This window comes from Chryseobacterium sp. W4I1, from assembly GCF_030816115.1.
Classification (GTDB): Bacteria; Bacteroidota; Bacteroidia; order Flavobacteriales; family Weeksellaceae; genus Chryseobacterium.
The window spans coordinates 768,268-790,075 of the sequence record NZ_JAUSXQ010000001.1 but is presented as its reverse complement, the minus strand read 5'-3'; the positions used below and the strand labels follow the sequence as shown (position 1 = coordinate 790,075).

20 protein-coding genes are annotated in these 21,808 nt (G+C 36.7%); 9 read left to right on the top strand and 11 right to left on the bottom strand.

The genetic code is table 11. The features are described from left to right. Window positions 1-140: 140 nt before the first annotated feature. Window positions 141-1,433, top strand: coding sequence for a T9SS type A sorting domain-containing protein (locus QF044_RS03640; protein ID WP_307263772.1), 1,293 nt, complete (start codon window positions 141-143; stop codon window positions 1,431-1,433). Between the two features lie 144 nt (window positions 1,434-1,577). On the opposite strand, the gene QF044_RS03635 is transcribed toward QF044_RS03640, so the two are convergent. From QF044_RS03635 to QF044_RS03625, 3 genes are all read right to left on the bottom strand, one after another. Then, window positions 1,578-1,868: a putative quinol monooxygenase gene (locus tag QF044_RS03635; RefSeq protein ID WP_307263769.1), complete on the bottom strand. Its 291-nt coding sequence runs from the start codon at window positions 1,866-1,868 to the stop codon at window positions 1,578-1,580. Window positions 1,869-1,956: 88 nt separating this feature from the next. Beyond that, entirely contained in the window at window positions 1,957-2,844 is an 888-nt protein-coding gene (locus QF044_RS03630) for a sulfite exporter TauE/SafE family protein (protein WP_307263766.1), read from the bottom strand. A gap of 195 nt (window positions 2,845-3,039) precedes the next feature. Beyond that, on the bottom strand, window positions 3,040-3,447 hold the full coding sequence (locus QF044_RS03625; RefSeq protein ID WP_307263763.1) for an Rrf2 family transcriptional regulator: 408 nt from the start codon (window positions 3,445-3,447) through the stop codon (window positions 3,040-3,042). 119 nt (window positions 3,448-3,566) lie between these two features. On the opposite strand from QF044_RS03625, the gene QF044_RS03620 reads away from it, so the two are divergent. From QF044_RS03620 to QF044_RS03590, 7 genes are all read left to right on the top strand, one after another. Further along, entirely contained in the window at window positions 3,567-3,995 is a 429-nt protein-coding gene (locus tag QF044_RS03620; RefSeq protein WP_307263760.1) for a DUF4268 domain-containing protein, read from the top strand. Between the two features lie 586 nt (window positions 3,996-4,581). After that, entirely contained in the window at window positions 4,582-5,223 is a 642-nt protein-coding gene (locus QF044_RS03615) for a hypothetical protein (RefSeq protein ID WP_307263757.1), read from the top strand. Between the two features lie 152 nt (window positions 5,224-5,375). Continuing rightward, a complete protein-coding gene (locus QF044_RS03610) occupies window positions 5,376-6,194 on the top strand; it encodes a DUF2314 domain-containing protein (protein WP_307263754.1) in 819 nt (272 codons plus the stop codon). 134 nt (window positions 6,195-6,328) lie between these two features. After that, window positions 6,329-7,168, top strand: a complete 840-nt coding sequence (locus tag QF044_RS03605; protein ID WP_307263751.1) for an SDR family NAD(P)-dependent oxidoreductase — start codon at window positions 6,329-6,331, stop codon at window positions 7,166-7,168. A gap of 202 nt (window positions 7,169-7,370) precedes the next feature. Next, window positions 7,371-8,285: an AraC family transcriptional regulator gene (locus tag QF044_RS03600; protein ID WP_307263748.1), complete on the top strand. Its 915-nt coding sequence runs from the start codon at window positions 7,371-7,373 to the stop codon at window positions 8,283-8,285. Between the two features lie 80 nt (window positions 8,286-8,365). Continuing rightward, window positions 8,366-8,941: a Crp/Fnr family transcriptional regulator gene (locus tag QF044_RS03595; protein ID WP_307263746.1), complete on the top strand. Its 576-nt coding sequence runs from the start codon at window positions 8,366-8,368 to the stop codon at window positions 8,939-8,941. 228 nt (window positions 8,942-9,169) lie between these two features. Next, window positions 9,170-9,907 carry an SDR family NAD(P)-dependent oxidoreductase gene (locus QF044_RS03590; RefSeq protein ID WP_307263743.1) on the top strand — a complete coding sequence of 246 codons (738 nt, stop codon included), beginning with the start codon at window positions 9,170-9,172 and terminating at the stop codon, window positions 9,905-9,907. Between the two features lie 173 nt (window positions 9,908-10,080). Here the strand turns inward: QF044_RS03590 and gldG are convergent, their stop codons facing one another. From gldG to kbl, 5 genes are all read right to left on the bottom strand, one after another. Beyond that, on the bottom strand, window positions 10,081-11,751 hold the full coding sequence (gldG, locus tag QF044_RS03585) for a gliding motility-associated ABC transporter substrate-binding protein GldG (protein ID WP_307263741.1): 1,671 nt from the start codon (window positions 11,749-11,751) through the stop codon (window positions 10,081-10,083). Between the two features lie 4 nt (window positions 11,752-11,755). Continuing rightward, on the bottom strand, window positions 11,756-12,484 hold the full coding sequence (locus QF044_RS03580) for an ABC transporter permease (RefSeq protein ID WP_307263739.1): 729 nt from the start codon (window positions 12,482-12,484) through the stop codon (window positions 11,756-11,758). Window positions 12,485-12,564: 80 nt separating this feature from the next. Then, entirely contained in the window at window positions 12,565-13,116 is a 552-nt protein-coding gene (locus QF044_RS03575) for a CopD family protein (protein WP_307263737.1), read from the bottom strand. A gap of 13 nt (window positions 13,117-13,129) precedes the next feature. Next, the gene (locus tag QF044_RS03570) at window positions 13,130-13,651 is read right to left on the bottom strand and encodes a hypothetical protein (protein ID WP_307263735.1); all 522 of its coding nucleotides are present in this window, start codon (window positions 13,649-13,651) and stop codon (window positions 13,130-13,132) included. 31 nt (window positions 13,652-13,682) lie between these two features. Continuing rightward, window positions 13,683-14,879: a glycine C-acetyltransferase gene (gene kbl / locus QF044_RS03565; RefSeq protein ID WP_307263733.1), complete on the bottom strand. Its 1,197-nt coding sequence runs from the start codon at window positions 14,877-14,879 to the stop codon at window positions 13,683-13,685. A gap of 162 nt (window positions 14,880-15,041) precedes the next feature. On the opposite strand from kbl, the gene QF044_RS03560 reads away from it, so the two are divergent. Next, on the top strand, window positions 15,042-15,920 hold the full coding sequence (locus tag QF044_RS03560) for a cupin-like domain-containing protein (RefSeq protein ID WP_307263731.1): 879 nt from the start codon (window positions 15,042-15,044) through the stop codon (window positions 15,918-15,920). Window positions 15,921-16,090: 170 nt separating this feature from the next. Here the strand turns inward: QF044_RS03560 and QF044_RS03555 are convergent, their stop codons facing one another. The 3 genes from QF044_RS03555 to dacB all read right to left on the bottom strand — a co-directional run bounded on the left by QF044_RS03555 (window position 16,091) and on the right by dacB (window position 21,753). Further along, on the bottom strand, window positions 16,091-18,016 hold the full coding sequence (locus tag QF044_RS03555; RefSeq protein ID WP_307263728.1) for a M1 family aminopeptidase: 1,926 nt from the start codon (window positions 18,014-18,016) through the stop codon (window positions 16,091-16,093). Window positions 18,017-18,269: 253 nt separating this feature from the next. Further along, the gene (locus QF044_RS03550) at window positions 18,270-20,195 is read right to left on the bottom strand and encodes a M1 family aminopeptidase (RefSeq protein ID WP_307263725.1); all 1,926 of its coding nucleotides are present in this window, start codon (window positions 20,193-20,195) and stop codon (window positions 18,270-18,272) included. Between the two features lie 88 nt (window positions 20,196-20,283). Then, window positions 20,284-21,753 (bottom strand): D-alanyl-D-alanine carboxypeptidase/D-alanyl-D-alanine-endopeptidase, encoded by a 1,470-nt coding sequence (gene dacB, locus QF044_RS03545; protein ID WP_307263722.1) that lies wholly within the window; start codon window positions 21,751-21,753, stop codon window positions 20,284-20,286. Window positions 21,754-21,808 lie beyond the last annotated feature (55 nt).

Here is a 21,808-nt window from a genome sequence, read left to right as displayed (position 1 = left end):
TTTTATTACTAAAAGTTGATCAGTATTTTTAATCTAATTCCGGCAAACACGACAAATGTCATGTTTTTATTTAGACTCATTAAAAATAATTATATAATTTTGTAGAATCATTCTAAATAAGAATTTAAAAAAAATCAGTTATGAAAACAAAACTATTATTGGCTTCGGTATTTGCTCTTTCTGTTCAACATACAGTTCTGGCACAAACTGATGCACTGGGATACACAACGGTGAATATGACGATGGGAAGTGGATATCAAAATCGTGTATTTTTTGACTTTAGTGCTAATAATATAGTGTCACAACCGGCTAACTCATGGGATGTCGCTTTTTACAGAGCATCTGCAACTAATTTTGGAACAAGAGTTAATGACGCATATGATATAAAAGTATATCAGGCCTCTTCTAATCCTGCCGACTGGAATACCATAACGAGTAACAGTATTGCTTCTTATGGAGCACCATTATTTAACCTTGACAATACTAATTATATACAGGAAGGTGCTTTTGAGCAAGGTTCTGCCAGCTATGGTTGGGGAGAATACAATCCCTTAAACCATCATATAGAAGGAAAAGTAATTTTTATTATGCAATATGCTTCAGGAGCATCTGTCAAATTTATGATTGACGATTATTTTGGTGGCTATACTTTTAAATATGCAAAATGGAATGCAGCTACCTCTTCCTGGGACGCTACACAGACAAAAACTGTTGCTAACGGATCTGATGATGCTTACTTCAATTATTTCTCTTTCAATACAGGTGAAAAAGTGAATAATCTTGAACCGGCAAAAGCCAACTGGGATATGATGTTTACGAGATACTACACAGATTACCCATATGTAGATCAGCAAGGAAATCCACAAACCATGAAATACAGAATGGCTGGGGTGATTCAAAACCCGAATATCACAGTAGCAAAAGTAAGACCTGAAATTCAGGAGACCGCAAATCCCGTTATCCCTACAGCATTTTCAAGCAATATCACTACTATCGGTCATTCCTGGAAACCCACTTCAGGAGCCTATACTGATGCTGTATATTATATAAAGCAAGGTTCGGATTATTACAGGTTATATTTTATTTCCAACGAAGGTACCCAAACCGGAAATATGTATTTCAAGTACAAAAAGATTACCGCTTCTTTAGGAGTAACGGAGGTAAGCAAAAAAGCTTCTTTCGGGATCTATCCAAATCCTACAACAGCTGACAAAAAAGTAACAGTTCTTTTTGATGTTAAAGAAAAAGCTAACAACAAAGGAAACATTGAGGTTTATGACCTTACCGGGAAAAAAGTATACACTGCAGAACTGACTAACCAGGCTGGCTTTTACAAGCAGGATCTTAATTTATCTCACCTTACTGCAGGAAATTATTTAGTGAAAATCAATTTCGGAGGCAGTACAGAAACAAAAAAACTTATCGTAAAATAACTCAAAATTTTAATACTTTCTATTTTTTCTAATCAAAAGGCGGTTTCAGGATTCTGAAACTGCCTTTTATGTGGTATTTTTTGAAAATTAAAAGCTTGAATAATCTTTTAAATCTTTTAATTTTTAAATTTTTAAATCCTAATCTCAATAAATCTTAAACCCTTTATACACTTCCACTGAGCTTACCATCATCTTTGAAGCATCTCTACGGAAGTCCAGAAGGTGATCCTGTCCATTATGTCTGTTGTGGTGATCTACGCTTTCCCAGAGTTCAACCATAAAGAATGTCCCTTTGTTATCCTTGTCCTCTATAAGATCATACTGAAGACATCCTTCTTCTTTTCTGGTTTCTTTTACAAGGTTTTGAAAAAGCTCTACGGCATCCATCAGATAGTTTTCATTAAACTTGAAAAGCGCTATTACATGTAAATTCATTTTCTATTATTTAGTAACGTAAAAGTAGAATATTTTTAAAACGGAAGCTCTTTTTAAGACTTTTATTTTTCCACAAGTAAGTGGGTTTTTAATTAAAAACTGATTTATAAATAGTTATGGAACTCATGACAATAACAAGAATTCCAATAATAAGAAACATCTTTTTCACAGGAAGCTTTGCCGTAAGCATTGCAGAAAAAGGAGCGGTAATAATTCCCCCTATCAGAAGACCGAGGATAATATTCCAGTGCTGGATCCCGAGAGTAAAGAAGAAAGTGACAGCCGCCGTTATGGTAAGTATAAATTTAGCTACCGTAGAACTTCCGACTGCAAATCTTGGTGTAAAAGCATTCTTAATCAGCGTTCCTGTTACAAGGGGTCCCCAGCCTCCTCCGGCAAAAGAATCAATAAACCCTCCGATCACACCAAGTCTGGTCAGGTTCGTTTTTCTTTTCATAGCTTTATTCTGTTTCTTTTTAAAAGCATTGGAAAGGATCTGAATTCCGAGGTATAATGTGTAAAAAGCAATGAGCGTTTTTGTAATTTTGGCATAATATTCACCCAGATAGGTCAGGCTTACCGCTCCGATGATAGCGCCAATAACTGCCGGAACTGCCAGTCTTTTAACCAAACTTTTACTTACGTTTTTAAGTTTAATATGACTCAAACTTCCTGCGGCCGTAGTGAAACTTTCTGCAGAATGGATGCTGGCGCTTACAATATGAGGCGGAATATTCAGCAGTAAAAGAGTCGTTGTACAAATCACTCCGTATCCCATCCCCATTGAACCTGCAACAATTTCAGCAAATACGCCAACAAGCAGCATCCAGTAAAAAATATAATGGTCTTTCGCTAAAATATTCTGCAACTCGTCCAGATATCCTAATCCATACATCGATGAAATAATAATCAGCAGTATAACAGCTGTAGCAAAAAATACATTGAGTCTTATCTGGATCTTTCTTGAAATTATCATAGCAATATCATTACAGCTTCCCTGAATCTTTACATCAATAAATCAGAACTGCTCCTGATCTTGTATTTGAAATATTCGAACCTCCATTCAGAGCTATTTTTATTTGTGACTGATTCATTTGGGCTATTGCAAATATCTAATAAAAATATTATCCTACCAAATAAGTAGACTAATTATTCAAAAAAAAGGACCGGGTCAATCGACCAGATCCATCAAAGTTTTACTCTCCAGAATATTCAGTGATGCATCCCGAACTTCTATCAGCACATCATGCAGGCCGCAATGGTCTTCATTGCAGTCATCACATTTTTCATAAAAGTTCAAACTTACGCATGGGAGCATGGCAATAGGGCCGTTTACCAGTCTTATAATCTTGGCAAGCTTCACATTTTCAGGATTTTCATGCAGGAAATAACCACCTCCTTTTCCTTTTTTACTGTCCAGGATATCCGCTTTTTTTAATTCCAGCAGAATATTTTCTAAAAACTTCAAAGGGATCTTTTTATGTTCCGCAATTTCGGAAATAAGGACCGGGCCATCATTCCTTTTCTCTACAAGGTATGAAAGCGCTTTAAAAGCATATTGGGATTTTTTTGAAAGCATTACAGCAAAAATAAGAAAATTGTTTGAATAATGTAAATGATAAGTTTATGGGTAAAATGGAATGAAGAATTTGATTGCTGCTTTTTGCCTTTTCGTCATTAATCCTTAATTTTGTTCATATGTTCAGTAAACAAGAAGCACAGCAACTAAAAAAGGAGTTTTGGACTGCTTTTGGAAAGTCTTTTCCTAGAAAATGGCTCCTGTATGATACCAAAGTCAAGGATTTTTCATTTAAATTCAATGCCGATAATAAGAAGGTGGAAGTGTCTCTGGATATAGAAATGAAAGATGAAGTTTTTCGAAATGCTTATTATGAAAAGATCTGGTCCCTGGAAGATATCCTGAAGGACTTTATAGGAGATTTTCAAAAAGACGAATATTTTACGCTTGATAATGGAAAGGTTATCAGCAAGATCTGGGTTGAAAAACACGGTGTTTCTATATTCAATAAAAATACATGGCAGGAAATTTTTGAGTTCTTCTGGGAGAAAATGGATGGTTTTGAAAGATTTTATTACGAATATGAAGATTTTATAAAAGATGTATAAATCCAATTTCTTTTTAAATCTGTAACAAAAACTGTTAAAAAAATTACCCCTCCCCTTTCTAAGCTTCTAATTAAAACTCACAATCATCTCATAATCATTATTTTGATGTATTTATGAGATGACTCATTTCGTTATGTCTGATCTAAATGTCTGAAATTAATACATCTAAAAGAGACAATAAAAAAATCAATATATAATTTCGTAATTCTCTGATTTTAAATATATTTGAGCTCACTAAAAACTAGCCCATGAAAATCAAATACAGAGATGCAAATTTTAAGCTTCCCGACAGCTTCTATGTTCGCCAAACCGGCAGAAAACCTATTTTTATCACCAGGAAAAAACAAAATACATGATAAACATTGCTCTGGTCATCAGTTGATATTACTTTCTCATTCAGATAAGGGAAAATAAACATGCCGCAGAAAATATAAAAAAACCGTTGATGAATCTCTTAACTAAAGTAAAATTATACCATCTAAGAAACGCGGAAACTTACATTACAAAAGGAACAGGATTTGATGATTAATCTCCGTTGCCTTTCAATACAATACCATGATAAAACATATTATTTAAACAACTAAACATGAAAAAAGTATATAAAAACATTTTTGGAGAAGTGATTTCAAAAGCTCAGGCTGAGAAATTGGACGATTATCACTTATATTATTACGAAAAAGATTCTGAGGTTCTCAAAGAGATCGAGTTTCTCACAGAAGATGAAATCTACAGCATCAATTATTTTATGAGTCAAGACGAAGATGAAGAACAGGTTGTAGACTATCTTAAAGAAAAGTCTGATTTCTTTGATATTGAAAAAAGAGAATCTGCCGGTGACTTCATTATTGCCACCAATAAAATGTACTCGCTGTCTGTGGATGAAAAGCCTCTGATATCAAAAACTGTATTTTATCACGATGATCCGGAAAATTTTATCTGCTCACAGATTATCGATAATGAGACCATGCAGCCAATACCGGAAAGAACCACAAAATGTTGGTATGCTTTTGATGAAAATGGTGACAAATATGCAGCTATAGAATTCAGTTACCAGGAAGACGGAAAACTTGAACTCGCTATAGACAGGACTCCCAATCCTGAAAATGGCCTGGATTGGCAACATTATGAATATTCTAATTTTAAGGATCTTCAAAGCCACATCCAAACAGATATAAGCTATTACAAAACAGCAGTTCTTCTTCCTAAAACTGCAGACCAGGAACATTAAATCATTAAAATTTTACTGAAAAAATTAAACTTGTGTTTATATTTTTCGTATTTTTAATTTAAATAAAAAATGCCGGGCTTAAGAGCGTTCCAGAACACTTTTAAGCCCGGCATCATTATCAATTGTAATTAATTATCAATCACTAAATTATTATGGAAGAGAACTCATTTATTTTTACGGACGGAAAAGACCCAAAAATGATTGCAGCCTATGAAAAAGCACGGGAGACGTTTAAATATTTCTGGCGCGAGCAGTCGTGGGAAAACAGGAGAATCATCCCCGGTCTCGATCTTGCCTTTGTAAAAGCAGTATTCAGGGAGGAAGATATGGAAACAGGAGAAGATACGGTGGAACATATGTGGATCAATGATATTGAATTCGATGGTGATACAGTAAGCGGTTTCCTGATCAATGAGCCTAATGAACTCACTAATATTCAGGCAGGAGATTATTTTGAAGTTCCGCTGAATGAGATCAGCGACTGGCTTTTTGCTATTACCCCTACTGTAAAAGCTCCCACAGACCTGGCCAAACTTCTTATTCCTGAAGAAGAACCTTTACCCAGAACTTACGGAGGATTTACAATCCATAAAATGAGAGCCGATATGTCAGAAGATGAAAGAAAAGAGCATGACGAGGCATGGCAGCTTGATTTTGGAGATTTTAATGAAATACTCGTCGTGAATGACCAAAAGGAAAAACCTGAAAATCTTGTGGAACATCCTATGAGTAAAAATATGGAAGAAGAATTTGTGAAATTTCTGCAGGAATATCCTAATGAAATTATTCACGCTGATGAAAATGGCCTGACGCTTCTTCATAAGGAAACTATTGCAGGCAATCTTACCTCTGTAAAAGTCATTCTGGCAGCAGGAGCTGATAAAAATATAAAATCAAATAAGGGAAAAACAGCCCTGGATTATGCGAAGCAGCTCAAATGGGAGCATATTATTCCTGTTTTGGAAGCTTAACTATAAAAAAAGAGAAACTTTCCAGTTTCTCTTTTTTATTTCCCATTCACGATCTGGTTACATGATTCGTTGATTGGGCTACATTTGCCGTCTCTGATTCTCAGATCTTTGTATCATTATTAAACCCAATAAAAATGGAAACAAAGAAAGTATGGTTCGTAACAGGAGCCTCAAAAGGTCTGGGACTGGCCTTAGTAAAGAAATTATTAGCAAAAAATTACCGTGTAGCAGCAGCGACAAGAAATGCACAATCATTGATTGCAGAAATCGGAGAGAAATCTGAAACATTTTTACCTCTTGAACTTAATTTAACGGATAACGAAGATGTACAATCAGCAGTTGTAAAAACAGTTGATCATTTCGGACAGCTTGATGTAGTAGTAAACAATGCAGGATACGGACAAATAGGAACCCTGGAAGAACTGACAGACAAGGAAGCGAGAGCGAATTTCGACATTAATGTTTTTGGTACGCTGAATGTGATCAGGAATACGATTCCGTATCTGCGTGAACAAAAATCAGGACATCTGTTCAATATTTCGTCTATTGGAGGCTATTTCGGAAATTTTCCCGGCTGGGGCATTTATTGTGCAACAAAATTTGCAGTAGCCGGGCTTACCGAATCACTTGCCGAGGAAATTAAAGAATTCGGAGTTCATGCGACTGTAGTGTATCCAGGCTATTTCCGTACAGATTTTTTAAGTAAAGATTCTGTAAAAACACCGGAAAATCCAATTCAGGTTTATGAGACTGCCAGAAGTTCGGAGCAGGCGCACCTTAATGAAATCAATGGAAATCAGCCCAATGATCCCGAAAAAGGAGCAGAAGCTTTAATTGCTATCAGTGAAGTACAGAACCCACCGGTTCATTTCCTTTTGGGAACTGGTACTTCTGAATTTCTGGATGCTAAAATTAAAACCATTACAGATGATGCAAAACAATGGGAAAATCTTACCATGTCTACGGTGATATAATGGTCCGTTTATCTGTGTTTTAAATAAAAATCCTTCGACTTCGCTCAGGATGACAATGGCAAATCTATCCCTATTTTCATTAAACTACAAGCCTGATGTAGAGAAGTCATGCCGAACGTAGTCGAAGGATTTAACAGTAAATAGATTAATACATTATAACATTATAACATTAATACTTTGTACATTTTACTAAATTAGCATTATGAAACCTCCATTCCGCTTCAATTCAATTTCTGAATTTCATGCTTTCTGTAACCTTCCCAATCCTGACCATCCCCTGATCAGCCTGATAGATTATAGCCAGGTCAACTATCCCACGGATGATACTGAACTGAAATGGATCCAGAATTTTTACTCCATCGGTCTGAAACGTAATGTGAATGCGAAATTTAATTACGGTCAGCAGGAATATGATTTTGATTCCGGAGTGCTGTGTTTTGTTTCACCACTGCAGTTCCTGAAACTTGAAATAAAGCCGGAAGTCGTAGCAGAACCCACAGGCTGGCTACTGGTGATTCATCCGGACTTTCTCTGGAATACTTCACTGGCAAAGAAGATAAAATCTTATGATTTTTTCAAGTATGACATCAATGAAGCTCTTTTCCTTTCGGATCGGGAAGAAAAAATTGTGGTTGATATTCTGAAAAATATAGAAAGGGAATATCAATCAAATATTGATAAGTTCTCTCAGGAATTGATTGCTGCACAGATTGAGCTGCTTCTTATCTATTCCGAAAGATTTTATGAACGTCAGTTTTTAACCCGTAAAAAATCGAGCCACGAACTTTTGGAAAGGTTTGATGAAATACTTTCCCAACATTTTGACAGCGGAAATCTAATTGAAAGTGGTATTCCTTCTGTAAAAACCATTGCTAACGAAATGAATATTTCTCCCAACTATCTTGGGTCTTTACTAAGGATCCATACGCAACAGAATACTCAACAGCATATTCAGAATAAGTTAATTGACAAAGCAAAAGAACATCTCAGCACCACTCATCTTTCCGTCAGTGAAATAGCTTATGAACTGGGATTTGAACATCCGCAGTCTTTTAGTAAGCTGTTTAAACAGAAAACCAATCAGTCTCCATTGGAATTCAGGAAGCTATTTAATTAAAAACAAAATATTTGTCTAATTATAGCCCCTTTTTGCCAAATGACAAATACAGCAAAAGTAACTTTCACTAACTTGCATCTATGAAAGAACTATTTGATTTTATCCTAAGATTTGGAAATCTGAACCAACAACAGCTAGACTTTGTAACCAGTAAGGCCAAGGAAATAGTTCTTTCAAAAGACGAATATTTTTCAGAGGCGGGGAAAATCGCAAAGCAGGTTGGTTTTGTTGTAGATGGCATTCTGCGGGTTTGCTATTACGATAACAAGGGAGAAGAAATCACAAAATATTTCATTGAAGAAAATAACCTGGTCGTAGATCTGGAAAGCTTTGATAATGAGATATGTTCCAGCAGTTACGTTCAGGCCGTTACCGATTGTAAACTTATTGTTTTCCAAAGAAAAGACTGGCTGGAGCTTCTGCAAACTATTGTTGGTTGGGAAATCATTGTTCATAAAATTATTTCAAGAGCACTGATCCAGAAAGTAGAAAGAAGAAGTCCGCTGGTTTCGGAAGATGCAACGACCCGTTATCTTAAATTTATGGAAATCTACCCTACTGTGGTTAACAGGATCCCACTTTCTTATATTGCGTCTTATCTTGGGATTACCCAATCTTCACTCAGTAGAATCAGAAAAAATATTGGTAAATATTAATATCCATCAACTTTTTTTCACTTTTATCTCTCGCAGATTTTCCTGATTTAACAGTTTTCTACACATCATGCATCTGGCTTCAAAAACTTTTGTTACTTTGAGTTTGGATCTCTTTTGAATCCAGTCAATATCTCCTCTTGACTTACATTTTTTTTACTTTTTGCCATATGGCAAACAACATCAAATTTAATTGATGGAATTTTACATCATTAATTAAACAAAGAAAAAATGAAATCAGTATTAATAACAGGAGCCAACAGAAGTATTGGTCTTGAAACAGCACAGCAGTTTTCAGCAAAAGGGTTATTCGTCTATTTAGGAAGCCGTGATCTTCAGAAAGGAGAAAGCATCGTAAAAGAGTTGAATGAAAAGGGTTTTCAAAATATAAAAGCCATTGAAATAGATGTCACCAATCCGGATTCAATTTCAGCAGCAAAAAATAGTATTGAAAAAGAACAGGGAAAACTGGATATTCTGATCAACAATGCTGGTATTCTTGGAGTCAATCCTCAGACAGCAGCAGAAACCTCTATTAAAGACATTCAGGAAGTTTTTGATACCAATTTTTTTGGGGTGATTAGTATAACCCAGTCGTTTTTAGAACTGCTTAAAAAATCAGAAAGCCCGAGAATCAGCAACATCACTTCAGGACTTGGATCTTTGACGCTCCACAGCGATCCGGCCTGGAAATATTACCATGTGAAAGGAGCAGCATACGGTCCGTCAAAATCAGCATTGAATGCCTATACCATTGTTTTAGCTTATGAACTGAAAGACCTTCCTTTTAAAGTAAATGTGATTGATCCCGGATATACCGCTACAGACTTCAATCACCACAGCGGCCCTGGTTCTGTGGAAAGTGCAGCCTCTTTCATCGTAAAACATACACTTACTGATGACAATGCACCAACGGGGCAATTCTACAGTAATGATATTGAGGATGAAACGGGAATAAGTCCATGGTAGGCTTTATTGTAAAGTTGATGAGCCTGGGAAATAATCTGGACAAAAGTAATTGATATCGTCCACTTCCCGTTTAAATATTTAAGTAATTAAAATTCAAGATCAAGTACAGTTGTTGTTTTGGTATAACCTGCTAGACAAAAAAGAGAAACCGAAAGGTTTCTCTTTTTTATATATTATCCAAATTTCCTCTTCCTCATCCAGAAAAACAATCCTCCTAATAAACCAATTACCACTAAAGGAAGCAGCAGATTCAGCCATTGCCAGTTTGCTTTTTCCTCCGTGATCCGGTTTCTGTCCAGCAGTCTTTCTTCGATATTTCTGTTTCTAAGCGCCATTAGGTTGCTGTCGTCCAGAAGATAATCCAGGGCATTTCTCAGGAACTGTTCGTTTCCGAATTCCTGATTCGTGAGACGGTCAATTCCCATTGGAAGCGGCTCGCCTTTATGCATTTTATTTCTGCCGACATCTCCGTCAGCAATAACGATCATTTTATTTTCAGGACTCTGGCTTTTGAAACCCGGATATCCTTTTCTTTCAATTCTTGAGGCATAGGCAGAATTAAATTTACCCTCTAAAGCAACTGCAAAAATCTTCGGTGTGCTTGGTTTTTCCATTTGCCCAAGACTGTCTACGCTTGCAATTTCTTTAAGATCAACATAATTGGGAACCTGCTTCAGAAGTGTTCTTTCACTGGATTCAAAAAGAACCTGGGTCTTAATATTTTTTCTTCCGCCCAATGTATCGATGGAAGTTGGAAATTCAAATTTTACCGGATTGATATTTTTAGTAATCGGATTATCATTCTCAGCAATTCCAAGTGGAAAATATGGCCACGGAAGACTTGTATACTGAGGATTCCCTCCTACTTCACCCGTTACCAGCTTTAATAATGCAAATTTCTTTACATCCTTCACCAAGGCCGGATTGATTCTGATTCCATAATTGAAAAAGAAATCTGTCATATTGATATCTACAGGGAAAGGCATTACCTTTTGAGATCTTGTCAGCGTATCCATCTCTGCATTTACTGCATCAATCATCCAAAGGGTTTTCCCACCATTCATAATAAACTGGTCAAGGATTACTTTTTCGTTATCTGTAAATGCTTTTCTCGGTTTTGCAATCACCAAAGCACTCATTTGCTTCAATAACGGAAGATCTTCAAGCGTAAGTTCTGTCTGGTTTTTTGGAACTACAGGACCTGCATCATAGTTTTCCAGCGCCAATTGCATAAAACCATGGAACTCTTCAGGACCAAGCTCATCCTGATTCACCAGAATTCCGACTTTCTTTCTCTTATCGGCTGCAATATTTTTGATATTTGAAACCAGGCTGTATTCAAGGCCTTCAATAGATCTCGTCAGCTGTTGGTCCGCATCTATTCCTGCCTGCTGTACCACCAATGGAATAGACACTCCCCTTTTGTCATACTTGATAACAGCATAAGGGAAAAGCGTGATCTGTGAAATCTTACCGTCTTTAACATCCGGGAGAACAGAAGGCTGCATACCCATCGCCATCAACGTATCCTGGGACATTTTTGTCTTGATAGGATCGATGAATTTGAAATCTATTTTTGGATTGATCTTCCTGAACTCTTCCAGCATAAATCTGGTTTCGCTCTGAAGCTGTTTGAAGCTCGCCGGAAAGTCACCTTCAAGATAAACATCTACGGTAAGCGGTTTCTTCACAGATTCCAGAACTTTTACCGTACTGTCTGAAAGGGTATATCTTTTTTCTTTCGTTAAATCTAATCTGATCCCGGAAAAGGTAAGCAGAATCACTAAGGGCACCACTACAATTAAGAAAATTCCTAATGGAGATTTAATATTGAACTTCTTCATAATGCTACTTCTTTTTAGTGATAAAATGGTTGGACAATAGTAACGTAGCACCAATGATCAGAATAAAATAGGCCACGTCCTTAAGATCAATAAGACCTCTTGTAAAGCCTAGGAAATGCTGATAAAAGCCTATATTCTGAAGAATAAAATCCGCTCCGCCCAAAAGTTTGTAGCTGGCCAGTTGCTCAATTCCAAAATACATAATGAAACACATGAAGACGCCTAAAAGGTACGCCATGATCTGATTCTGTGAAAGTGAAGAAGCCAATATCCCAACTCCTGCAAAAGCTGCAATTAAAACAATTAATCCAATATAGCTTCCAAAGGTCATTCCAAGATCAATATTTCCGGCAGGAACACCCAGAACATATACGGTATAGAGATAAATCAGTGATGGAATAAGGCATAAAACCCCGACGATCCACACTGAAAGAAATTTACCTGTTACGAGGTCTGAAACTTTTAAAGGCTGGGAAAACAGCCAGCTCAGTGTTCCCGTCTGCTGTTCCTCCGCAAAAGTTTTCATAGAAAGTGCAGGAATAATAAACATCAGCAGCCACGGAACAAGCACAAAATAGCTCTGCAGGGAGGCCATCCCAATATCGAAAATATTAGAATCATTCTCGAAAAAAAACAGGAAAAGAGCGGTTATCAAACTGAATGCGCCAATAATGACCCACGCACTCCAGTTTCCAAAGTAACTCCAGAGTTCCTTCTTTAAAATTGCAATCATAGTTTTTTGTACAATGCAGAAAAGATGTATATATGTATTCGTGTATTTTACGTATTCATGTATAGATCTTACTTCTACAGTTATTTGTTTTTTTTATTTTTATTAACGAGTTTCACCGTCATCATGATCAGAAATACAAGAACGAAAAATCCGGTGATTAATTGCCACCAATATTCAATCACTGAAGATTTCAGGATCACAGTAAACACCACAAGGAACAGAATGAAGGTAGCGATCTCATTGGCTTGTCTCAGTTTAATATTAGGTGTTTCTATAGTTTCTCCGTTCAGTTCTTTGAGTTTCAGGACTTTTTTCCAGCACCAATAATGATAAATGGCAAGCCCGATCAGAAAAGTCAGTTTCAAATGAAACCACGGCATTTTCATCAGCCCTGTATTCAGAAATATCATGACAATTCCACAGACTGCCATGATTATACCGGCCGGAACAGTGATAATATTCCATAGTCTTCTGGCCATGAATGTGTACTGTTCTCTAAGGATTTTCTTTTTTTCTTCAGCAAATTCGTCTGTATCTTTATAGTAGACGAAAATTCTTACGAGATAGAAAATTCCCGCAAAATAGCTTACCATAAAAATGATATGCAGCGCTTTGATTATTGTATAAAGCATCAGTAGATATAAATTATTGATCCGTAACGTCTGTAGGCTGCATTTCTTGTAGCTTTACTCTTTTTGCACCCAGATTGGTGTAGTATTTCTCCAGCTTATTAAGGTGATCTTCACTGGTTTCCTTTCCTTTCACATTCAGGCCGTAATCGCTCCAGATATTGATGCAGAACAGACCTTTTACTAAAATCCTGCTGTTGGATTGTTCAAAATTTCTGGCAAGAAATGCATCCAGGTCTTTTTTTGTTTTAAACTCATACACCATTACACCACCATCATCTTTTCTGGAATTATTATACGTAAAAGTGTAGAAATTTTTGATAGTAGCTGTTGTTTCCGGATCTTCTATTTTTGAAATAATATCGGGATTATCCGTTAAAAAAGGAATTTTTGTTATCCCGATACTTTTCATTTCTTCATCTATTGCAGCAGGTTTCATTCCCTGCAATTCTACATTTTTAAGATCGAAATCCATAATGCTCTGTGCAGAGAAACTTTGAAAATATACAAACCCGATGATCAGAAGTATTTTTTTCATAAACCTGTTTTTTAATGATTTAATATTTTAATTAAGAAATAACACCAAGCTCCTTGCCCACTTTCTCAAAACCGGCAATCGCTTTATCAAGATGTTCTTTTGTATGGGCTGCAGAAAGTTGTACTCTGATCCTTGCTTTTCCTTTCGGTACTACCGGATAGAAGAATCCGATCACGTAAATACCTTCATCCATAAGCTTTTCAGCCATTTTCTGAGCAAGAGGTGCATCATACAACATAACCGGGACAATCGCAGCATCGCCCTCAGGAATATCAAATCCTCTAGCCACCATTTCTTTTCTGAAATATTCAGCGTTTTCCATTACCTGATCACGAAGTGAAGTATCTTCAGAAATCATATCCAAAACTTTCAAGGCAGCCCCAACAATACCAGGTGCCAATGAATTGGAGAATAAATAAGGACGTGAACGCTGTCTCAGCATATCAATGATCTCTTTTTTACCGGAAGTAAACCCTCCTAAAGCACCCCCTAAAGCTTTTCCTAATGTAGAAGTAATGATATCCACTCTACCCATTACTTCATTAGCCTCATGAGTTCCACGGCCTGTTTTACCAATAAAACCTGTAGCATGGGAATCATCTACCATAACCAAAGCATTGTATTTGTCTGCAAGATCACATACCCCTTTCAGGTCTGCTACAATACCATCCATAGAGAAAACCCCGTCTGTAACGATGATTTTGAAACGGTGATCCTTTTCAGAAGCAGCAATTAGCTGAGCTTCCAGATCAGCCATATTATTGTTTTTGTAACGGTATCTTGCCGATTTACACAAACGTACACCATCAATAATGGAAGCATGGTTCAGTTCATCTGAAATAATTGCATCTTCTTCAGTAAATAAAGGCTCAAAAACACCTCCGTTCGCATCAAAACATGCCGCATATAAAATAGTGTCCTCAAGACCTAAGAAATCTGCAATCTTTTTCTCCAACTGCTTGTGAATATCCTGTGTACCACAGATGAAACGTACCGAAGACATACCGTAACCATGAGATTCTATCATGTCCTGGGAAGCTTTCATCACCTCCGGATTGTTGGATAAACCTAGATAATTGTTTGCACAGAAGTTCAGAAGTTTCTTTCCGTTGGCTTCAATTTCAGCACTCTGCTGCGAAGTGATGATTCTTTCTTTTTTGAAAAGACCGTCATTTTCAATGTTTTGCAGTTCGTTCTGTAAATGTTGAAGATATTTTTCAGAGATCATTTTTAGTAAATTTTTTAGATGCGCTAATTTAATAAAAAGGCAGTAATATATTAACGTTTATACGTTTTATTGTGAAAATATGACTGCATATTTACTTTTAACAATATTAGTCTACAAATTTAGTAGGATAATAAGTATATTTGTTTTTTAAAATTCAGGAATATGAGACTGACCCCAATAGAAAAAGTAAAGAAAATAAGTTCCGAAAGTTTTATAAATAATCATATGAAGCCCGGTTTTCCTGTTGTTATGGAAGATTTTGTAGATCCTGAAAGTCCAGCCTTTAAGAAATGGAATTATGCATACTTCAAGGAAATTGCAGGAGATCATGAGATTAATATTTATGGAAGTGAACTTGAATCTCTGGACAAAGTGGCCAGCAGCCCTGTCGGACAGACCTCTTTTTCAGAATATCTGGATATGATAAGTACAGCACCTACAGAAAACAGACTTTTTTTATTCAACTTGCTCAACATCAGGCCTGAACTCAAAAACGATATTCATTATAATGATGTTACGAACGGAAAAATATTAAAATGGCTGCCTTTTATGTTCTTCGGAGGTGAAGGATCTATTACCAGAAATCACATTGATATTGACATGTCCCATGTTTTTATTACTCAGTTTCAAGGAATTAAAAGAATCTGGCTTTTTCCATGGAAACAATCTGACCTGATGTATAAGCTACCTTACAATTTTCACAGCTTACCGAACATCAAAGATCCTGATTACAGAGAATTTCCAGCCTTGCTTTATTTAGATGGCTACGAAGCGGTTTTAAAACCCGGTGAAACCCTTTATATTCCGTCCGGATGGTGGCATTACATTCAATATGAAACCGAAGGGTATTCTGTTTCTGTAAGAGCTCTTCCTTCAAGCCTTCTCGAAAAATGGAGGGGTTTTAAAAATATGGTAGTTACCCGGAATTTTGACAATATCATGCGGAAAATCTTCAAAGAAAAATGGTTCAGATATAAAGTGAAAACTGCCAGAAAAAGGGCTGCTATCGCTGTCAAAAAACACAAAAGCTTTCTGATCTGAATATCCTTTATTATATGTTTAACCCATTAATTATTTTACAATGGAATTATTATATGCCATAACTTCTGCCGAACGATCACATTATTTTTATTATCCGCTTTTTTGAGATCTATGTCGTAAACAACAAAAACGGGTATAATGCCCGTTTTTGTTGTTATTATATAGCATTTTTAATGCTTTAAAAACTTGATATTCTTTTCCTGAACAGTGAAGATATAAGTGCCGGGAACAAGTTCTGCAATTCCTATTGATTTCCCTGGCTGATAGACATCCTTTCTGATCAGCTTTCCATCAACAGAATGAATTGAATAATCGGTTGATCGGTTAACCCCTTTTAAATACAATTCATTTTTTGCCGGATTTGGGTATAATGCAAAATCTTCTTTTTCCACGGAAGAAACACTTAATGTATTATCCTGAACCACGGTAGAGTTTCTTTCAAGGATCTGATTCTCATAATTAAACTGAACACTGGCAACAGGGAAAGGAACCGTTTCCAGAAAGCCCTGATTATTGGATGTATGATTGAGGACTAAATAAGCGGTCTGCCCTCCTGTTCCGTTCACCTTGATCGGTAAGGGCATTTCAAAAAAGCTTACAGAAGCATTACTTTGTGTCTGCCCGGCTTTAAATAGAATCTGATTTCCGGTCTGCTTCCATTTGATGGTATAAGTAGGATATCCCTGTCCGTACAGCCAGTCATTGAAAAATTCGGTAAGATCTTTTCCTGAAGACTGTAAAAATGAAGTTTTAAAATCTGCTGTACTTGCATACCCATACGCTAAATTCGGTCTTGCATGATAGTCTTTCAAAGCCTGATAAAATGCATCATCGCCTAATATCCATTTGATCATCCTTACGATATATCCTCCCTTTGCATAAGAAAGCCTGCCACTGAAAATACGGTCGGAGTTGAACAGTTCACTATCCAAAACATAAGTACTTCCTCCTGTTGTACCGGTAATATAATCTTTCTGCCCTGCCAAATAATTCATGAATTCAGCATTGGTCATCAGCAGTCTTTCATTGGCAACATGTTCCCCGAAGGTTGCAAAGCCTTCATTCAGCCATATATCGTTCCAGGTAGCGCAAGTCACTTTATCTCCGAACCACTGGTGAGCAAGCTCATGGGCAATAATATCCTTACTCCAGCTTCCCATAGAAGACATGGTCTGATGCTCCATTCCGCCTCCCCACTGAAATTCCATGTGCCCGTATTTTTCATTACGGAAAGGATAAGGCCCGAAATAGGTCTCGAAAGTAGTCATGATCTGCTTAGTCCATTCGATATTAGCCATTCTGGTCGCATTGGAATTGGTAGACGGAAATACATAATTCACGAATGGGAAAGGTGGATTTCCAATAGTGCTTGTCACTTTCGTAAAATTGGTAATTGAAAGGGCAATAAGATAAGCTGCCGTAGGATAAGCTGTTCTCCAGAAGGTAAGTTTTTTTGATCCCGGAAGTGAGGTTTCAGACATCAGTTTACCGTTTGCAGCAACATTATATTGTGAAGGGGTTGTAATCTTAAAATCAAATCTTTCAATTTTATCGTTCATGCTTTGTTTCGTTGGAAACCAGTCCTGGGCCCCATAAGGCTCACTTAATGTAGAAAGCACTGCAGTTCCACTTTGGGTGCCGTTAAAAAAAGCATCATTATCATTAGAGGGAGCTCCTGAATAGTTAATTGTAAGAGAATCCAGTGTATTGGCAGGAATAGAAGCCGGAAAATCTATTTTAAGTTCTTTGGTAGGAAGCTGCTGAAATGCCAGGTTGTTTCCGTGGTATTTCACTGTAGAAACTGTAAGAACATCTGTAAGATCAAAATAGATGCTGCTCATATTCTGAGTTGGTTTAAAATGGGAGGTTACAGAACCTGAAATATTATAAGCAGCAGGATCAATGGCAACATCCATTCTCTGGTACTGCAGATCGTAATTTAAAGTGTTGGGATTCGTATTGTAAGCGGTCATTTTTTTAGCAAAGGATTTCATTTCCCTTGCGACCAATCCTTTTCTTTCAAGATTATGATCATTTTGACCATAAAAGTTTTGTGAAAGCAAGATGCTTACAGTCAAGAAATAAAATAGTTTCATACCCAATAATTTATGCGGGTAAATATAAATAAAAACCTTCTAATCATGGATCAAAAGGTTTAAATTATATATAGTGAATTTTAATAAGAAAAATAATTACAATTTATTTGATATAACAGTTTTATTTTAATTAAAATATAAATTATAATTAATTTTTTAAATATGAAATTAAAAATATTAATGAATATATTTCATAATTATTAACATCAATCAATATATTATTAAATACAAAAATACATGTTATACTGTGTTTTTAATATTTAATAAACTTTATTTTTTGATTATTAACGGTAAAAATATAGGTCCCGGGAACCAGTTCAGAGATTCCGATAGTTCTTCCCGGCTGATATACACCTCTTCTTACCAGCTTTCCATCTGCAGCATGAATTGAATACGCTGCAGATTTATTCATTCCTTTCAGATACAACTCGTTTTGGGCAGGATTTGGATATAATGCAAAATCTTCCTTATCCACAGAAGATACGCTTAATGTATTATCCTGAAGAACCGTAGAGTTTTTCTCGAGAATCTGGTACTCATAATTGAATTCAACACTAGCCACAGGAAATGAAACATTTTCAAGAAAATATTGATTATCAGAAGTGTGATTCAAGACAAAATAAGCAGTTTCGCCTCCGGTTCCGTTCACTTTGATGGGCAGCAGCATTTCAAAAAAGCTTACAGAAGGATGACTCTGGGTCTGGGAAACTTTAAAAAGGATCTGATTTCCGGTCTGTTTCCATTTTGTAACATAGGAAGGATAACCTTCACCGTACAGCCAGTCATTGAAAAATCCTGTAAAGTCTTTTCCTGTGGATTGCAGCAGCGACACATTAAAATCTGAAGTTCTTGTGTAATTATAAGCTAAATTAGGTCTTGCATGATAATCTTTTAATGCCTGATAGAAGACAGTATCCCCAAGAATCCACTTGATCATTCTCAAAATATAAGCACCTTTAGCATATGTAAGCCTGTTGTTGAAGATCCTGCTTACATTGGAAAGTTCAGCATCCGGAACGTAGGTAGAACCATCGGAAGCAGAAGTAATATTATTGATCTCGCTCAACATAAAATCTTTGAATTCAGTATGGGTCATGAGCAATTTCTCATTGGCCAGAATAGCCCCAAAAGTAGCAAAACCTTCATTCAGCCAGATATCATTCCATGTCCCGCACGTCACTTTATCTCCGAACCACTGATGGGCAAGTTCGTGGGCAATAAGACCTTTACTCCAGCTTCCCACGGATGTCATCGTCTGGTGCTCCATCCCTCCCCCGAATTTAAACTGCATGTGGCCATATTTTTCATTACGGAATGGATAAGGACCAAAATAGGTCTCGAAAGTATTCATCACATCTTTAGTCCATTCTATATTAGCCATGCTTACCGGGTCAGCGTTAGTCGATGGATATATATAATTCACAAAGGGAAATGGCGGGCTTCCCATGGTATCATTGAGTTTTATAAAATTGGTAATAGCAACTGCAATCAGATAAGCGGCAGTGGGATAAGCCGTCCGCCAGAAGGTTAGTTTCTGACTGCCGGGAAGCAGGGTTTCAGACATCAGCTTTCCATTGGCCGCTACATTATATTGTGAAGGGGTGGTTATTTTAAAATCAAATCTTTCCATCTTATCATTCATACTTTGTTTTGTAGGGAACCATTCCTGCGCACCATAAGGTTCACTTAATGTACAAAGAATAGGAACTCCACTTTGAAGTGAGGTAGAAAAAGCATTTCCTGCTAACGGAGCACCTGAATAATGGATCGTTAATGAATCCAGCGTATTGGCAGCAATTGAAGCAGGAAAATCTATTTTAATCTCTTTTGTAGGAAGCTGCTGGAATGTGAGATCAGTGCCATGATACTGAACCTGGGAAACAACCAGAAGATCAGAAAGATCAAAATAAATGCTTGCCATATTTTGATTGGGCTTAAAATGGGAAGTCACCGAACCTGAAATATGATAGACCGCAGGATCCAGAGTAACATCCATTCTCTGATACTGCAGATTATAGTTCAGGGTATTGGGATTGATATTATAGGTGATCATTTTTTTCGTAAAAGCATTCATTTCTTTTGCAATGAGCCCCTTCATTTCAATATTTTCATCCGGTGTCTGACTGTAAAATTGCTGGGAGATCAGAAAGCCCAGCATTAAAAGATAAAATTTTCTCATACTCAGGTTATTTAGCTATAACCAAAGATAAAAAAAACCTTCTAATCATTGATTAAAAGGTTTTTATAAAGTTAAATTAAATATTTTCTTACAGATCCAGAGCTGGCTCAAGAATTTTTTCCATTCTTTTTTTCACCATATCTACAGATCCTGAATAATTGTTTACCATTAAAGAAAATACAAGCGTTTTTCCGGAATTGGTTTTCAGGTAACCCGCTAATGTTTTCACTTTGTTTAAAGTTCCTGTTTTAGCAAAAACCTGTCCGTTCCCGGCACCAATAAACATTCTTTTCAGGGTTCCGGACTGTCCGCCTACCGGCAGTGAAGTGAAATAGGTTTTGTAATATTTTTCATCCATCAAAGAAGTTAAAAACTTCACCTGAGAAATTGGGGTTACATTATTACTTCTTGAAAGTCCGCTTCCGTCTATATAATTAAGACCCATCATATCAAAACTTTCTTCTTTCAGGTGGTTAGTTACCACGATTCTTCCGGATTCCGAGGTCTGATCACCCATTTTCTGGAAACCTACCGTTTTCAGCAAGGCTTCTGCCAGGGAATTATCACTGTGCTGATTGGTGTAGAATATAATATCACCCAATGTAGGAGATTTATACGCTGCAACCAGTTTTCTGCTTTCCGGAGCTGCATCCGTCATTTTAGGAGTTACTTTTCCGGTAACGCCAATTCCGCTTTTTACCAAAGTTGTTCTGAAAGTATTGGCAAGATAAGCCGGAGCATCAGGAAGCTTGGTGGTTAAAATACCGTCTCCGTTGTATTTTTCAGCGTATACCATCTGATTGGCATAAGGAGAAACGTAGAAGTATTTTTTATCAGAAGCTGTTCCTGATTTTTTTACGATCAGCTTTTCGTTGGCAGGATCAATTTCGCGGGTAGTTCCTACAGGTAAGTAGTAATTATTATTTTCAAGCCATACAACATTTTCCGGAAGCCTTGTAATATTGCCTTTGAAAAGCGCTGTCTGAATGATAATATCACCATTTACCTTTCTGATACCTTCGCGGGAAAGTCCGCTCATGAAGTCTGAAATAATATCTCTGTAAGACCAGGCTCCCGCCTTATTGGTTCCCAGTGAAGGGTCGCCGCTGCCTACAACATATAAATTTCCGTTTAAAGTTCCATTCTCATCTATAGTCCCTGAATATTCCAGCTGGGTCATCCAACGGTAGTTTTCACCTAAAAGGTTCAATGCTGTTTCCGTTGTTAATAATTTTGTAGTGGAAGCGGGAACTAAGGGAGTATTTTCATTGTACGAAGAGATCACTTTCTTCGTTTTCGGGTCGTACACTACGAATCCCCAGGTTGCATTTTTCAGCACAGGATCCGCCATCATTGTGTTTACATTAATGTCTACTAGTTCTTTGGCCGACAACATCGTTTTCTCCGCCACCGAAGTAATGGGAGAAGGCAGATTCAAAGTGTTTTTTTGATTATCGTAAGCCTGTGAGTAAAGAACGGTAGAAACGGTAGATTGAGCAAGGAAAAACCCAGAAGCCAATACCGCTACGCTTGAAATATATTTTCTGTAATTTACCATCTATCTTTTTTTGTTTACCATAGTTGGACACTGTAAAAAATGATAAGTTAAATCA

Bases quoted from the DNA above. Each gene is read 5' to 3' on its own strand.
- QF044_RS03640 (WP_307263772.1), top strand. From the start codon at position 141: ATGAAAACAAAACTATTATTGGCTTCGGTATTTGCTCTTTCTGTTCAA.
- QF044_RS03635 (WP_307263769.1), bottom strand. From the start codon at position 1,868: ATGAATTTACATGTAATAGCGCTTTTCAAGTTTAATGAAAACTATCTG.
- QF044_RS03630 (WP_307263766.1), bottom strand. From the start codon at position 2,844: ATGATAATTTCAAGAAAGATCCAGATAAGACTCAATGTATTTTTTGCT.
- QF044_RS03625 (WP_307263763.1), bottom strand. From the start codon at position 3,447: ATGCTTTCAAAAAAATCCCAATATGCTTTTAAAGCGCTTTCATACCTT.
- QF044_RS03620 (WP_307263760.1), top strand. From the start codon at position 3,567: ATGTTCAGTAAACAAGAAGCACAGCAACTAAAAAAGGAGTTTTGGACT.
- QF044_RS03615 (WP_307263757.1), top strand. From the start codon at position 4,582: ATGAAAAAAGTATATAAAAACATTTTTGGAGAAGTGATTTCAAAAGCT.
- QF044_RS03610 (WP_307263754.1), top strand. From the start codon at position 5,376: ATGGAAGAGAACTCATTTATTTTTACGGACGGAAAAGACCCAAAAATG.
- QF044_RS03605 (WP_307263751.1), top strand. From the start codon at position 6,329: ATGGAAACAAAGAAAGTATGGTTCGTAACAGGAGCCTCAAAAGGTCTG.
- QF044_RS03600 (WP_307263748.1), top strand. From the start codon at position 7,371: ATGAAACCTCCATTCCGCTTCAATTCAATTTCTGAATTTCATGCTTTC.
- QF044_RS03595 (WP_307263746.1), top strand. From the start codon at position 8,366: ATGAAAGAACTATTTGATTTTATCCTAAGATTTGGAAATCTGAACCAA.
- QF044_RS03590 (WP_307263743.1), top strand. From the start codon at position 9,170: ATGAAATCAGTATTAATAACAGGAGCCAACAGAAGTATTGGTCTTGAA.
- gldG (WP_307263741.1), bottom strand. From the start codon at position 11,751: ATGAAGAAGTTCAATATTAAATCTCCATTAGGAATTTTCTTAATTGTA.
- QF044_RS03580 (WP_307263739.1), bottom strand. From the start codon at position 12,484: ATGATTGCAATTTTAAAGAAGGAACTCTGGAGTTACTTTGGAAACTGG.
- QF044_RS03575 (WP_307263737.1), bottom strand. From the start codon at position 13,116: ATGCTTTATACAATAATCAAAGCGCTGCATATCATTTTTATGGTAAGC.
- QF044_RS03570 (WP_307263735.1), bottom strand. From the start codon at position 13,651: ATGAAAAAAATACTTCTGATCATCGGGTTTGTATATTTTCAAAGTTTC.
- kbl (WP_307263733.1), bottom strand. From the start codon at position 14,879: ATGATCTCTGAAAAATATCTTCAACATTTACAGAACGAACTGCAAAAC.
- QF044_RS03560 (WP_307263731.1), top strand. From the start codon at position 15,042: ATGAGACTGACCCCAATAGAAAAAGTAAAGAAAATAAGTTCCGAAAGT.
- QF044_RS03555 (WP_307263728.1), bottom strand. From the start codon at position 18,016: ATGAAACTATTTTATTTCTTGACTGTAAGCATCTTGCTTTCACAAAAC.
- QF044_RS03550 (WP_307263725.1), bottom strand. From the start codon at position 20,195: ATGAGAAAATTTTATCTTTTAATGCTGGGCTTTCTGATCTCCCAGCAA.
- dacB (WP_307263722.1), bottom strand. From the start codon at position 21,753: ATGGTAAATTACAGAAAATATATTTCAAGCGTAGCGGTATTGGCTTCT.